Raw genomic sequence first — 14,090 nt, forward strand, 5'->3', positions numbered from 1 at the left:
CGACGGTGATGACGCCTTCGTTGCCGACCTTCTGCATCGCTTCCGCGATCATCTTGCCGACCGACTCGTCGCCATTGGCCGAGATCGTGCCGACCTGGGCGACTTCCTCGGAGGTCTTGATCTTCTTGGCAGCCTTGCCGAGAGCGGTAACGACTTCGGTGACGGCGAGGTCGATGCCGCGCTTCAGATCCATCGGGTTCATGCCGGCGGCAACGGCCTTGTTGCCTTCCTGGACGATGGCCTGGGCGAGAACGGTCGCGGTGGTCGTGCCGTCGCCGGCGATGTCGTTGGTCTTCGAAGCGACCTCACGCACCATCTGCGCGCCCATGTTCTCGAACTTGTCCTCGAGCTCGATCTCCTTGGCGACGGTGACGCCGTCCTTGGTGATGCGCGGGGCGCCGAACGACTTGTCGATGACGACGTTGCGGCCCTTCGGACCGAGGGTGACCTTCACCGCGTCGGCGAGGATGTTGACGCCGCGCAGCATGCGCTCGCGGGCATCACGGGAAAACTTTACGTCTTTTGCAGCCATTGTAAGCTCCTGGCAGGGGTTCGGGTCGAACCCGCAGATTCAAGATTCAGTTGACGGTGAGGCCGATGATCAGCCGATGATGCCCATGATGTCGGATTCCTTCATGATCAGAAGGTCCTCGCCATTGAGCTTGACTTCAGTGCCCGACCACTTGCCGAACAGCACACGGTCGCCGGCCTTGACGTCCAGCGGCACGAGCTTGCCGGCTTCGTCGCGAGCGCCGGAGCCGACGGCGATGATCTCGCCTTCCTGCGGCTTCTCCTTCGCCGTATCCGGGATGATAATCCCGCCGGCGGTCTTGGATTCGGATTCGACCCGGCGAACGACCACGCGGTCATGAAGCGGGCGGAACTTGGACTTTGCCATGTTGTCTTCCTCGAATGAGAACGGTGAGAACTGTTCCTCCATCCGGCGAGGCCGGATATAAGTTAGCACTCACCTAAGGCGAGTGCTAACGTGGCGCTGAGATAGGCTGATGGCATGCGAGAGTCAAGGCGCGCGGGGAGGGGCAATGGCGCAAAATTTTTTCAATGTACCGACGTGGTTCTGAAACACAGTGGTTGCCCCACGACTACTTGGCAGAAATTGCTCGTGAGTTCGATGGGACGGCCGGGCATCGGCTGCTTAATATCCAAGCCGCAAGCCGATCTCCTGAGTTTCAAGATCGACGAGCAAGCTGTTTCTTTCAAAATACCGGATACCGACGATATTATGTTCAAGGCCAGGGACAATTTCCACCTCAGGCTTGTAGGTGGTTGTAAAATTCCAATCGTCCTGGCCTTCGGTTTTCACCACCACCTTGGTGCCGACATTCAATGATGCATACGGTTTGGATGTATCGGTTGGGACCATTATGGTTGAGTTGCCGGTGTCGTACAGCGTCGGCCGACAAACCGGCTCAGAGCCCCATGAGAGACAGGAGTCAAGAGTGGGGAAATTGTATCGCGGGCTGGCCTGTTTCCATTTTTGTATCTTGAAATTCTTCTTCACGTCATCTGGGATGCCGACGTGGAGGGCTTCTACCTGTGGGCAGTTGCCGGCCTCATTTGTGCAGGCTTTCCACTTACTGCCGATCGCAGAAAGGTAGTAACCTCTATGCAGGCCGGGTCCCACGCTCACTGCGTCCATTGGCGATTTGATCATCTGATGTGGCCCGTCGCCCCCAATGGGCGAGATGCCAAAGATGCCTTTTGGCCAAAGCGGGCCGCCGACAACTTCACCTGTGTCGCGCCTGACTTTCTTGTAGCGGATTAGGAACGATATTCGCCTGTCCGTGGAGGCCAGCGCGCTTGACGAACCAAAAGTCACACGCGCCGAAGCGATATTTCCATACTCATCGTAGGTGCCATAGTGCATGACCACTTTTTGGGTCGTGACAATTATACCGTCCAATTCCAGGGTTTTCGCAACCTTGATACCGTTCTCGGAGCATAATCCGGCGGGGAGCGTCGAACGACAATCGATCGTCATTCCGCTTGAGCCGGTATCCAGCAAAAGAGGCTGATTTGATTTTCCGGTTTCCGAGAGAGAGAATTCTCACATAGAGCATACGAATATTCTTAGGGTTCCCCGGATACTCAAGTTTTATCAAGGGAATGGTTGCGGGAGTGCCATCGGCTCCGGCAGGAGAGGACGGATAGAGGAGTGCGCACAACAGGATCGACAGCAATGCCGCAAGTATCTTCATGCCCGAGCCCATCTTTTTGGCCGATAGATTTCGACGTGGCGAAGATGAATTATTGCAGGGCGCTTTGCAATTTTTGCGTCACAGCTCTGCCTGTAGATTTCAGCGGTTAGGTGGCCCCAGCACCAGCAGCGGACACCGCTCGGCGAGCCCGTAGCTTCCGGTCGAGGCCAATCGGACGTCTTTGAAGAAGACCTCGGCTTCCTCGATCAAGACGGCCGCCGGCGCAAAACTATAGACGGCGGACGAGTTCCGGTAGACGTCTATGGTTCCGATGACCGGTAGTTCCCATCCGGTTCGGGCCGACAGCTCCTCGCGGTCGGGAAACACCCTTTCGAAGTGTTCGAGGATGGCTTTGACCGGGATCGTGTAATCCGGCGCGTCGCCGATCGCGGTCATGGCCACGCGCCATTTGAGCTCATGGAAAGTCGAGACGCCGCCGCTTAGTGCCAGAGCGCGGACATCCTTCGGGTCGTCCGGCGTTGCGGGAGAGGCGTAAAGCCTGATGCCGGCGCGGCCGTCGGACTTGAGCGCGCGCGCGATCGACGCAAATAGGGTGCGCCTGAGGCCGGCGGCGCCGATGACCGAGAGACATCCGTCGCCGATCAGCGCCTCGACGCTTGCATCGGCGAACGGCAGATCGAACCAGTCGCCCCGCACCGCCTTGCGCGTATCGGTGTCGCCCGGCCAGATGCCGGCAATCATGTCCGAAGACTCGTCGACCGCCGTCATCGTGGCGCCGAGCCCGGCGAGCTCGGGTGTCACGCCAAGCATCACGACATCCGACGGGGCAAGGTCGAGCTCGCGGTCGTAGGTTTCGACAACCTCCGCCGGCGGCCGCAGGGGTGAGCCGAGCAACTGCCAATGTTTGCGAATTGCATTCCAATGCTCGGTCATGCAAACCCCAGCCCGGTAGCGCGTTGTATTCGATCGAATAGTGGACGACGCTTGATGCGCCAAGTGGGGAACAATGGCACGCATCGCCGTCATCACGCATGAGTTCGACCGGTTCCAAAGCCGGCGCGGGCTGCTATGGCGCCGGGACAGCCCATACATGCTCTTCGATCTGCTGGAGGAACTGAAGCGCCGCGGCCATTCGGTGCAGGTCCTCAGCGGCACGTCGGCGAAGCCGGCCGCCGACATCGCGGTGCTGCATGTCGACGCGACCGTAACGTCGCCCGATTATGTCGAGTATGCCCGCGCCTTTCCCTTCTGCCTCAATCTCGGCGCCGCCGATATTTCCAAGCGCCGCATCAGCGGCGCCGTCGTCGGCAAGGACGACGGCTGGAAGGGGCAGGTTATCGTGAAGAGCAGCCTCAACCATCGGGGAACGCCGGAACAGCAACTGAATCGGCGCGCGCGGCGCGCCGGCAAGCCGATGCCGTTTCCCGGCGTCCAGTCTTTCGACAAATACGAGACCCATGCCTCGCTCGCCGACGTTCCGGCGGAGCTGTTCGGACGCGAGGACCTCATTGTGGAAAGATTCATTCCCGAGCCTGAGCCGGATGGCTTTGCCGCCCGTTTCTGGCTGTTCTGCGGTGAGCGCGAGCGCTGTACACGCCATGTCTCGCCGCAGAGCCTGGTCAAGGGCGACGACACGATCCGTCGCGAGGCGGTTCCGGTGCCGGACGAGCTTCGCGCGCTAAGGCGCAAGCTCGGCTTCGACTACGGAAAGTTCGATTTCGTCATGCATGAGGGCAGGGCGGTGCTGCTCGATGCCAACAAAACGCCTGGACGCGCCCGCAATCTGTCGAGCTTCATCGCCGCCGGCAATGCCAATCTTGCCGACGGCTTCGAAGGGTTGATCCGCCAACACGCTTAGATATTCATGCCGCCCGAGACCTCGATGCGCTGGGCGTTGACCCAGCGATTGTCCTCCGACAGCAGCGAGGCGATCATCGGCCCGATATCGTCGGCGACGCCGGCGCGGCCGAGCGCCGTCATGCCAGCCACGACGCGGTTGATCTCGGCGTCGTCGCGCACATGGCCGCCGTTGAAGTCGGTGGCGATGGCGCCGGGCGCCACAGTGTTGGCGGTGATGCGGCGCTGGCTGAGCTCCTTGGCGAGGTAGCGCGTGAACACCTCGATGCCGCCCTTCATCATCGCATAGGCGGCCGAGCCCGGAACCGAGAAGCGCGCCAGCCCGCTCGACACGTTGACGATGCGGCCGCCATCGTTGATCAGCGGCAGCAGCGCCTGGGTTAGGAAGAACACGCCTTTGAGATGGATGTTCATCAGCGTGTCGAATTCCTCTTCCGTCGTCTCGGCGATCGGCTTGCGCAGGCCGGTCCCGGCATTGTTGACGAGATAATCGAAGCGGTCGCGCTGCCAGGTTCCCTGAAGCGTCTTTCTCAATGCCGCGACGAAAGCCGGGAAGGTGGTAACGGCGCCGGTGTCGAGCTCGAGCGCCGCGGCGCGGCCGCCTGCGGCCTCGATCTCGGCGATCGCCGCCTTCGCCTCGTCGGCGCGCGAGCGGTAGGTGAGGATGACGTCGACGCCCTTGCGGGCGAGGTTGAGCGCTGTGTTGCGGCCGAGGCCGCGGCTGCCGCCGGTGATGAGGGCAATGGCGCGAGTGGTCATGGTGAAAATCTCCGTCTTGGCGATGGTGATCCATATACTCGCGCGAATGACCGATATAATCTGGCATGGATTGCCAACTCTATTCAAGATTTGCGAACAATCCGCGATGGACAGGTTCGACAGCATGCGGCTCTTCACCCGCGTCGTGGAACGGCGCAGCTTCACGGCGGCCGCTGCCGATCTCGGCCTGCCGCGCTCCAGCGCCACCGCCGCGATTAAGCAGTTGGAGGAGCGGTTGGGCGTGCAGCTGCTGCGTCGCACCACGCGCCACGTCACCACCACGCTCGACGGTGAAGCCTATTACCAGCGTTGCATCGGCATCCTCGCCGACATCGAGGATGCCGAGGGCGGCTTCGGCGCGCATGAGGTGCGTGGGCGCCTCAGCGTCGACGTCAACGGCCATATGGCGCGCACCTTCCTGCTGCCGGAACTGCCGGCGCTGCTCGCCCGATATCCGGGCCTGACCGTGCATATCGGCGAAGGCGACCGCCTCGTCGACCTCGTGCGTGAAGGCGTCGATTGCGTCATCCGGGCCGGCACGCTTCCCGACAGCGACATGATCGTGCGGCGTCTCGGCATCGCGCGCGAAATCACCGTGGCCAGCCCCGCCTATCTCGAACGCCACGGCGTGCCGCGCACGCCGGACGACTTGGCTGGGCACATGATGATCGGCTTCGTGTCGTCGCGCACGAGGCAGGTGATGCCGCTGGAATTCACCGTCGACGGCATGGTTCGCGAGATCGTCCTGCCGTCGCGGGTCACGGTCGCCAATTCGGACACGAGTGCTGCGCTGGTCCGGCTGGGCTTCGGGCTGTTCCAGGCGCCAAGGCTCCGATATGCGGACGACCTCGAGGCAGGCCGGCTGGTCGAAGTGCTTCCCGATTTTCCGCCGACGCCCACGCCGATCTCGGTGCTCTATTCGCCGAGCCGGCAGTTGTCGCCACGGGTCAGGGTGTTTGTCGATTGGCTGGTGGAGATCCTGGGGCCGAAGCTGGATGCGGGGTAAGTTGGCAATCGCGGAGGGGATCGTATCCAGCGGTCGTCATCCTAGGGCGGAGCAAGGAGCGAAGCGACGCGCGCAGACCCTAGGATCCATGCCGTGACGCTAAGGCGTTGCAAGGATTGCAGAATTCTCCGCCGTTGCGCTCTATGACGGAGTCGCGGCATGGATCCTCGGGTCAAGCCCGAGGATGACCACCGTTAGGCATGCCTACAAAAACAGCCGCAACTGCGCGTGGATGATCGACCGGTAATCCTCGATCGTGCGCCGGCCTTCCGCCTCGTCCTGCGTCAGCGCCAGCCGCACGACGCCGCCGGCGAGCTGAAAGATCAGGAACACCACGCGCCCGAACGCCTCGCGCTGCTTAAGCTTCAGCGTCGGCGCCACACGGTCGCAGAACATCTTCGCCTGATGCCGCGTCTCGGCGATGTCGAGATGCTGCAGCGCCTTGTCGGCCTGGATCGCGTTCTGCAGATCCTGGATCGCCGGATCCGCCGCGACACGGCCGTAGTAATCGTCGAGCAGCCGATCGGCTGCAGCGGTCACGTCATCCACTCCCCGGATATCGGCGATGATCGCGCCGAAGCGAGCCCGGCTCTCCTCCGAGAAACGCTCGTAGAGCATCGCCAAGATCGCCGACTTGCTTGGAAAATAATGATAGACCGTGGCGATCGGCCCGCCCGCCAGCGCGCCGACTTCCTTCATCGTGACCGCGTCTATGCCCTTCTCGCCGATCAGCCGCATGGTCGTAGCGAGGATCGCGTCGATGCGCTCGCGGCTGCGCTCCTGCTTGGGCCTGCGTCTGGGTTCCGTCGCCGTTTGCCCAGTTTGCCTCATCTCGCGCCGGCAGTCGTTGATTCTCGGTTGACAGGAACGTGAATGCTGACAACTTGTCAGCTTTTTCACCGGGCTGCAAGGGAGGGCGCCTCGTGACTGCAACCGATGCCGCGCATGCGGAAAATGGCGACTGGCTGGTCGGCAACCCGACCGGCCTGCAACTCGCCGCGGCGCTCTGGATCGGCTCGGTCGGCCTGCTCATCCTGGGCTTGCAGCCGGTGCTGCTCGGCGCGCTCTACAGCGAAGGTCATGTCACCGGTGACGAGCTGGCACTGGTCGCCACCGCCGAGATGATCGCGATCGCCATCGGCTCGGCGATCGTGGCGATGCTCCTCCCGGCGCGCAACATGCGCTGGAAGAGCGCCGCGCTTTTGGTGCTGCTGGCGCTCGCCAATTTCTGGACCGCCTATGCGATGAGTTCCAATGCGCTGATCGGGGCGCGCACGCTCGCCGGGCTTGCTGAGGGTGGCTTGGTCGCCGTGGCGACCGAATTGATCGCCCGCTCGCGCCGGGCCGAGCGCATCGGCGGCTATTTCGTCACGCTGCAGACCTTGGCGCAATGCGCGCTGGCGCTGCTGCTCGCGCTTTATGCGGTGCCTGCCGCGGGCGCGGCCGGCGGATTCGTCGCGCTTGGCGTTCTCTGCCTGTTGTCGCTCGTCGTCGCGTGGATCGTGCCGGACGACTACGCCGACCTGCCGAAGGACGAGCATTTTGCCAATGTGCTCACCTTGCCGGCGCTCACGGCGCTGCTGTCGATCTTCTGCTACTTCATGTTCTTCGCCGCCGTCTGGGCATTTCTGGAGCCGCTCGGCGCCGAGTTCGGCATAGACGGCCGCACCGTCGGCCTGATGGTCTCGGCAAGCCTCGCCGCGCAGGTCATGGGCGCCATGACCGCCACTGTCTTCGAAGCGCGCATCGACTACCGCTTCGCCATCACCGTCATCGGCGCCATCGCGACGATCAGCTCGGTGCTGCTCGCTTCCGGCCCTGGGCTTTTGGTCTTCTGGTCGGTGGCGCTGGTGATGGGCTTCATCCTGCTCTTCATCGTGCCCTACCAGATCCGGCTGGCGATCACCGCCGACGAGACGCGCAATGCGGTACTGCTTGTGCCGGCGGCGCAGCTCTTCGGCCTCGCCATCGGCCCGGTGGCCGCTTCGCTGCTGATCGACGGCCAAAATTTCCGGCCGGTGCCGGAATTCGCCGCGGCAAGCGCGTTGGCCAGCGTGGCGCTGCTCGGCGTCTTCGTGCTGGTTGCCGGGCGCCGCGTTCCAGCCTGAGCGGGAGGTGACCATGGCAAACGCCTGGAGCAACTGGTCGGGTTTCGTGAACGCCGCGCCGAAGCTGATCGGCACGCCAGCCGATGTCGGCGAGCTGGCCGATCTGGTGCGTTCCGCGCCCGGTCCGCTGCGCGTCGCCGGCGCCGGCCATTCCTTCACGCCGCTGGTGCAGTCCGACGGCACCATCATCTCGCTGGCGAAGATCGAGGGGCTGGTTTCGCATGACGCCGCAGCCAATCGGGCACGCGTGAGGGCGGGGACAAGGCTTGGCGCGCTGATGCACATCCTGCAGGACATCGGCCAGGGCCTGCCCAATATGGGGGACATCGACAAGCAAGCGATCGGCGGCGCGCTGGGCACCGCGACGCATGGTTCCGGCCCGACGCTCGGCGCCTATCATACGCAGCTCGAGGCGGTGCAGTTCGTCGACGGGCAAGGCAAGCTGCGCGAATATAGCCGGGCGGGCGACCAGGATATGATCCATGCCACCGGCGTCGCGCTCGGCGCTTTCGGCGTGCTCACCGAAGTGACGATGAACAACATCCCGACCTACCGGCTGCGGCGCCGCAAATGGGTGTTACCGATCGGCGAAATGCTGCGCGACTTCGAGACGATGATGGGCGCACACCGTTCGGCAGAGTTCTATTACATCCCGTTTTCCGGCTATGCGCAGTTCATCGCCAGCGATCTCAGCGACGCAACGCCGGCGTCGCGGCCGACCGAGGATGACGAGGAGGGCCTGGCGACGTTGCGCAAGCTGCGCACCGTGCTGCGCCGGCTGCCGGCGCTCCGCCGGGCGCTGATCAAGGGTGCGGTCAAGAAGGTGCCGGCCGAGGATTATGTGCAGGACTGGCTCAACGTCTACGCCAGCGACCGTCGCACCAAATTCAACGAGATGGAGTACCACCTGCCTTACCAGGACGGTCCCCGGGCGCTGGCCGAGATCATCGCGCTGACCGAAAAGCATTTCCCGGAAGTCTATTTCCCGATGGAGGTGCGTTCGGTCGCCCCGGACGAATTCTGGCTCTCGCCCTTCCACAGGAGGCTGACCTGCTCGATCGCCATCCATCACGACGCGGCGAACGATCCGCTGCCCTTCATGCGCGCGGCCGAGCCGATCTTCCGCAAATATGGCGGGCGGCCGCATTGGGGGAAGATGCACAGCTTGACGGCGGCGGATTTCAAGAAACTCTATCCGCGCTGGGACGACGCAATGGCGGTGCGCCGCGACATCGATCCCGAGAACCGCTTCGTGTCGTCCTATATGGCCAGCCTGTTCGGCATCCAACAATGAGCGCCTATTTCGCCGAGCTGTCGAAGGCGCTCAAGGCCGCCGAAATCTTTCGGCCCTGCCTGGTGCTCGACCGCGACCGGCTGGACGCCAACATCGCGCTGGTGAAGCAGAGGCTGGCGCCGGGTCTTGCCGTGCGGTTGGTCGATAAGTCGCTGCCTTGCCTGCCGCTGCTTTCGCATATCTCCAAGTCGCTCGAAACCGGCCGCTTCATGACCTTCCATCCGCCGGTGACGCAGGCGGTGCTCGACGCCTTTCCCGCGGGCGATCTCCTCTATGGCAAGCCGATGCCGGTAGGTGCGGCGAAAGCGGCGCTGGCTAGAGGCGACGCCGGCGGGTGGTCGCGCGTCTGCTGGCTGATCGACACGCCGGAGCGCCTGTCCGAATACGGTGCGCTCGCCGCAGCGTTCGGCACCGAACTCCGCTTCGCCTTCGAGGTCGATGTCGGCCTGCATCGCGGCGGCTTTTCCGGTCCTGCCGAGATCAGGGCGCTGGCCATACCGAAGGACCTGCGCTGCGAAGGCATCATGGCCTATGAAGCGCATGCGCCGGAAATTCCCGGGCTGTTCGGCGGCGCGGCCGGCGCGCTGAAAAAGGCCGCGGCGAAGGCTGCCGAGTTCGTCGCGGCCCTCGATGCGGACCAGCGCCGCATCCTCAACATCGGCGGTTCCAAGACGGCGCTGCTGCATGGCGGCGGCGTGGCCAACGAAGTGTCGATCGGCTCGGCCTTCGTGCTGCCCAGCGATTTCGATACGCCCGGCCTCGACGGCTTCCGGCCGGCCGCTCTCATTGCGACGCCGATTCTGAAGGCGCTCGATCCGGTGCTCCCCGGCCCGGCGGCTATCTTCCGCACGCTGCAGGCGCTCGGCCTCTTCCCGAAGAAGGCCTGCTATCTCTATGGCGGCAAGTGGATGGCCGAACCGGTGTTCCCCGCAGGCATGAAGCCGAACGGCCTGATCGGGCTGTCTTCCAACCAGCAATTCATGGGGCTGCCGGCGGGCGCGGAGGTGAAGCCCGGTGACTACGCCTTCCTGCGGCCGACGCAGAGCGAGGCGGTGCTGCAGCATTTCGGCTCGCTCGCGGTGTTTGCCGGTGGGCGCATCGTCGAGTTCTGGCCGGTACTGCCGATGGGGTGAGGGGCGCCCCAACTGTCTTCGTCGCGATCCTTCGCGCCCCCCTCTGTCCCGTCGGCCTAAAGAAGTTCGGCACAATCAATTTATTTGACTCAGTCAACTAAATGATCGATCCTGTCCGCGACAGGAGGAATTCCCATGACCATCCACGATCACCCCGGCAAGCAGCGCATCGATGCCGTGCGCGCTTTCAACCGCTTCTACACCCGCCAGATCGGCCTGCTCGACGAGGGCCTCCTGAAGAGACCGTTCTCGCTGACCGAGGCTCGCGTGCTTTACGAGCTTGCCCATCGCGACGGGCTGGTCGCCAGCGACCTGGTGCGCGACCTCGATCTCGACCCCGGCTATGTCAGCCGGCTGCTGAAAAAATTCGAGGAGCGCGGCCTGGTCGAACGCGCCGCCACGGAGGCCGACGCGCGGCGGTCCTCGATCGCGCTGACGCCCGCGGGCAGGGAGGCCTTCGCGCCGCTCAACCAGGATTCGCACGACCAGGTGCGCGCGCTGCTCGATCGCCTGGCGCCGACCGACCAGGAGCGGCTGGTCAAGGCGATGCGCACGGTGCAGGACCTGCTCGGCGACAAACCCCAACCCAAAGTGCCTTATATCCTGCGGCCGCTGCAGGTCGGCGACATCGGCTGGATCACGCATCGCCAGGGCCTCATCTACGCGCAGGACTATGGCTGGGACGAAACCTATGAGGCGCTGGTTGCCGAGATCCTCGGCGAGTTCGTCAAGAACTTCGTTCCGCAATGGGAGCGCAGCTGGATAGCCGAGCGCGAAGGCGAGGTGGTCGGCTCGGTTTTCGTCATGCGCAAGTCGCCCAAGGTGGCGAAGCTCAGGCTGCTCTATGTCGAGCCGTCGGCGCGCGGCCTCGGCATCGGCCGGCGGCTGGTCGACGAGTGCATCGCCTTCTCGCGCGCCAAGGGCTACAAGACGCTGACGCTGTGGACCAACGACATTCTTGGCTCGGCCCGCCGCATCTACCAGGCGGCGGGCTTCAAGCTGGCCGAGGAAGAGCGCCACCATTCCTTCGGCAAGGATCTTGTCGGCCAGACCTGGAACTTGGAGCTGTAGCGCCTTTTCCTTCTCCCCTTGTGGGAGAAGGTGGATCGGCGCGCAGCGCGAGACGGATGAGGGGTGTTCCAGGGAACGCCACCGTCTCACTCCGCTGGAACACCCCTCATTCGTCGCCTTCGGCGACACCTTCTCCCACCGGGGGAGAAGGAGAGGGGCAGCGTCTCAACCTTCGATCGGCACCCAGATCTCCAGCCCGCCATTGCCGCTGCGCGGACCGAATTCGGGGCCGTAACGCTCGAAGTCGGGGGCGTCGGCGATCTCATGTCCGGATGCAGGCAGCCACTTGTTCCAGATGGTGTTGACCGTGCGTCGGATGGTCGAGATGTGTTCGCGATGCGCAAACACGGCATATTTGTGCGCCGGCACTCGAACCCGGTAAAAATCCTCCGGCAGATCGGAGAAATCCGACACCTCGACGCCGGCGACATAGTCGAAATTGCCGGCATCGTCGCCATTGGTGCAAACGCCGTAGGCGACGCCGGGAACCTCGCCGGGAATGTTGCCGACATAGGGTCCGAAGCGCTGCCACAGCATTGGGATGCCGGCGCTGGTCGCGCAGCTGTAGCGCTCGCCGAGCCCGGCGATGAGAAACGCCCGGCTGGTCTCGAAGCGCGGCGGCTCGAGCGCGGTGAGAAGCGAACTGTCCATGAGGATGGGCTCCACGAGGTCGAGGTTTTGGGTCGAGCCTCCAGCGCGCACCAGTTCCGGCGTGGTGCCGAACTGGTCGCGGAAGGCCCGTGTGAAAGCCTCATGCGAGCCGTAGCCGGCATCGAGCGCGACCGCCAGGATGTCGCTCGCGCCGCCCGCGAGCTTGCGCGCCGCTTCGCTGAGCCGCCGCGCCCGCATATAGCCCATGACCGACCGGCCGGTGGCGGCGCTGAAGGCGCGCGTCACATGGAAGCGCGACACGCCGCTGCTTGCCGCGACATCGTCGAGCGAAATCGCATCCGGCAGATGGCTTTCGACAAACCACAGCGCTTTCTCGGTCGGGTTCATGGCTCCTCGCATTTGGCGCGGCCACACTAGTCGGCGCGCCGACGGGCAGTTTGATCGAAATTGCGCAGTGCGCAATAATAGCCACGCTCATGCCGGGTTGAGTGGGATCGACTTGGCATTAGCGGCACGCGGAAGGGGTGTCCCGATGACGACGGCGACGGCCGATCAGGTGTTCCGATTTGGCGGGTTCACGCTCGACCTCGCCAAGGGAACGCTGCGCGGCATCAACGAGCCGCTGTTCCTGCGGCCGAAAGCCTACGCGCTGCTTTCGCATCTCGCCCGCAATATGGGCCGAGTCGTGCCGAAGTCGGAGCTGATGGATGTCGTCTGGCCCGGCGTCTATGTCACCGAGGATTCGCTCACCCAGTCGGTGCGCGAGATCCGCAAGGTGCTGGGCGAGGACATGGTGCGCACCGTCTCCAAGCGCGGCTATATGCTTGCCGCGGAAGCCGAAGCGGCGCCCGAGATCAGCAGCCAGCCGATCGTGGCGGTGGTGCGCTTCCGCAACGAGAGCGGCGATCCGGCCGACGAGGCGATGGTCGACGGCTTTGCCGAGGATCTCATCAACGGCGTGGCGCGCTTTGGCACCGTGACGGTGCTGGCGCGCAATTCAAGTTTTTCCTTCGCCTCTTTCGGCCGCGCCGAGTGGCCGCAGATCCGCGCTCGCATCGGCGCCGATTATCTGGTGGAGGGCTCGCTGCGCCGCCAGGGCGAGCATGTCGTAGTGGCCGTCAGCCTCGTCGACATCGCGAGCGCCAGCCAGCTCTGGGGCGACCGCTACCAGTCACAGGGCGCCGGCCTGTTCGCGATCGAGCGCGACATCGTCGAGCAGATCGTCAGCCGCCTGGTCACGCGGGTCACCAACGCCGGCCTCGAGCAGGCCTCGCGCAAGCCGGTGACCAGCCTTGCCGCGTACGAGCTCCTGCTGCGCGGCTTCGCGCTGCTGCGCGATCCCGCTCAGACCGACCAACGCGGCGCCGAGGCCTTGTTCGAGGCGGCGATCGCAAAAGATCCGAATTACGGGCTTGCCTATTCTTATCTCGCTTTGGCGCGCTCCCTGGACGGCGAGTTCGGGCGCGCCAGCGATGCTGTCCTGGAAAATGCGCGCGACCTTGCCGACAAAGGGCTGGCCCTGTCGCCCGACCAGCCGACCGGCCACCGCGTGCAGTCGCTGATCCGCCTCTATATGCGCGATCACGAGGCGGCCGAGCATCACATGCGCATCGCCTTGCAGCTCAACCCGTACGACGCCGACAGCATCGAGCAGATGGGCATGCTGCTCACCATGCGCGGCCGGCCGCTCGAAGCGCTGACCTGGCTGGCGCGCGGCATTCGCATCGATCCGCTGCATCCGCACTGGTACCAGTTCGACCGCGCCCTGGCGCTCTACATGATGGGCGAATATCGGCAGGCGGCGGAAGCGCTGGAGCTCGCGACGCGGCCGGCGCCCTGGATCAGGACGAGGCTGGCCGCCTGCTATGCCCAGATGGGCGACAGGGACAAGGCGCGGCGGCAGATCGCCCTCATCGAGGAGGGCGCTTCCTTCTCGCCGCTCGACTATGCGCTGCACGGCGTGCCGTTCGAAAATCCGGCCGATGCCGAGCATCTCTGCGAAGGCGTCAGGCTTGCCCTCGGCTAAAACATCTCGCCCCGGAAGTGTGCAGCGGTTCTGGGATATCAAAA

Annotated in this window: 14 protein-coding genes; 7 read left to right on the forward strand and 7 right to left on the reverse strand. The window is 64.1% G+C overall.

Features of this window, described 5'->3' with window-relative positions:
• The 4 genes from CK222_RS16870 to CK222_RS16885 form a co-directional block, all read right to left on the reverse strand.
• On the reverse strand, nucleotides 1–532 hold a 532-nt coding region (locus tag CK222_RS16870; RefSeq protein ID WP_280951769.1), incomplete at its 3' end, for a TCP-1/cpn60 chaperonin family protein.
• 69 nt (nucleotides 533–601) lie between these two features.
• Nucleotides 602–898 carry a co-chaperone GroES gene (gene groES, locus CK222_RS16875; RefSeq protein ID WP_095801333.1) on the reverse strand — a complete coding sequence of 99 codons (297 nt, stop codon included), beginning with the start codon at nucleotides 896–898 and terminating at the stop codon, nucleotides 602–604.
• A 258-nt stretch (nucleotides 899–1,156) separates the two neighbouring features.
• Nucleotides 1,157–2,002, reverse strand: coding sequence for a hypothetical protein (locus CK222_RS16880; RefSeq protein ID WP_095801137.1), 846 nt, complete (start codon nucleotides 2,000–2,002; stop codon nucleotides 1,157–1,159).
• Nucleotides 2,003–2,318: 316 nt separating this feature from the next.
• Nucleotides 2,319–3,113 (reverse strand): methyltransferase domain-containing protein, encoded by a 795-nt coding sequence (locus tag CK222_RS16885; RefSeq protein WP_095801138.1) that lies wholly within the window; start codon nucleotides 3,111–3,113, stop codon nucleotides 2,319–2,321.
• A 73-nt stretch (nucleotides 3,114–3,186) separates the two neighbouring features.
• Between CK222_RS16885 and CK222_RS16890 the strand changes: the two genes are divergently transcribed.
• Nucleotides 3,187–4,038 carry a hypothetical protein gene (locus tag CK222_RS16890; RefSeq protein WP_095801139.1) on the forward strand — a complete coding sequence of 284 codons (852 nt, stop codon included), beginning with the start codon at nucleotides 3,187–3,189 and terminating at the stop codon, nucleotides 4,036–4,038.
• Here the strand turns inward: CK222_RS16890 and CK222_RS16895 are convergent.
• Nucleotides 4,035–4,796, reverse strand: a complete 762-nt coding sequence (locus CK222_RS16895) for an SDR family oxidoreductase (protein ID WP_095801140.1) — start codon at nucleotides 4,794–4,796, stop codon at nucleotides 4,035–4,037. The genes CK222_RS16890 and CK222_RS16895 overlap by 4 nt on opposite strands.
• Before the next feature lie 106 nt (nucleotides 4,797–4,902).
• On the opposite strand from CK222_RS16895, the gene CK222_RS16900 reads away from it, so the two are divergent.
• Entirely contained in the window at nucleotides 4,903–5,802 is a 900-nt protein-coding gene (locus CK222_RS16900; RefSeq protein ID WP_095801141.1) for a LysR family transcriptional regulator, read from the forward strand.
• Between the two features lie 204 nt (nucleotides 5,803–6,006).
• On the opposite strand, the gene CK222_RS16905 is transcribed toward CK222_RS16900, so the two are convergent.
• Nucleotides 6,007–6,633 (reverse strand): TetR/AcrR family transcriptional regulator, encoded by a 627-nt coding sequence (locus tag CK222_RS16905; RefSeq protein WP_095801142.1) that lies wholly within the window; start codon nucleotides 6,631–6,633, stop codon nucleotides 6,007–6,009.
• 92 nt (nucleotides 6,634–6,725) lie between these two features.
• On the opposite strand from CK222_RS16905, the gene CK222_RS16910 reads away from it, so the two are divergent.
• The 4 genes from CK222_RS16910 (at nucleotide 6,726) to CK222_RS16925 (ending at nucleotide 11,408) form a co-directional block, all read left to right on the forward strand.
• Nucleotides 6,726–7,910: an MFS transporter gene (locus tag CK222_RS16910; protein WP_095801143.1), complete on the forward strand. Its 1,185-nt coding sequence runs from the start codon at nucleotides 6,726–6,728 to the stop codon at nucleotides 7,908–7,910.
• Between the two features lie 13 nt (nucleotides 7,911–7,923).
• Nucleotides 7,924–9,204, forward strand: coding sequence for a D-arabinono-1,4-lactone oxidase (locus tag CK222_RS16915; RefSeq protein ID WP_095801334.1), 1,281 nt, complete (start codon nucleotides 7,924–7,926; stop codon nucleotides 9,202–9,204).
• Nucleotides 9,201–10,337, forward strand: coding sequence for an alanine racemase (locus tag CK222_RS16920; protein ID WP_095801144.1), 1,137 nt, complete (start codon nucleotides 9,201–9,203; stop codon nucleotides 10,335–10,337). Before CK222_RS16915 ends, CK222_RS16920 begins: the two co-directional genes overlap by 4 nt.
• 135 nt (nucleotides 10,338–10,472) lie before the next feature.
• The gene (locus CK222_RS16925) at nucleotides 10,473–11,408 is read left to right on the forward strand and encodes a bifunctional helix-turn-helix transcriptional regulator/GNAT family N-acetyltransferase (protein ID WP_095801145.1); all 936 of its coding nucleotides are present in this window, start codon (nucleotides 10,473–10,475) and stop codon (nucleotides 11,406–11,408) included.
• A 165-nt stretch (nucleotides 11,409–11,573) separates the two neighbouring features.
• On the opposite strand, the gene CK222_RS16930 is transcribed toward CK222_RS16925, so the two are convergent.
• Nucleotides 11,574–12,407 carry an AraC family transcriptional regulator gene (locus CK222_RS16930; protein WP_095801146.1) on the reverse strand — a complete coding sequence of 278 codons (834 nt, stop codon included), beginning with the start codon at nucleotides 12,405–12,407 and terminating at the stop codon, nucleotides 11,574–11,576.
• Nucleotides 12,408–12,552: 145 nt separating this feature from the next.
• On the opposite strand from CK222_RS16930, the gene CK222_RS16935 reads away from it, so the two are divergent.
• Nucleotides 12,553–14,046 carry a winged helix-turn-helix domain-containing protein gene (locus tag CK222_RS16935; protein WP_095801147.1) on the forward strand — a complete coding sequence of 498 codons (1,494 nt, stop codon included), beginning with the start codon at nucleotides 12,553–12,555 and terminating at the stop codon, nucleotides 14,044–14,046.
• The last annotated feature ends 44 nt before the right edge of the window (nucleotides 14,047–14,090 follow it).

The organism is Mesorhizobium sp. WSM3866, from assembly GCF_002294795.1.
Lineage (GTDB): Bacteria > Pseudomonadota > Alphaproteobacteria > Rhizobiales > Rhizobiaceae > Mesorhizobium.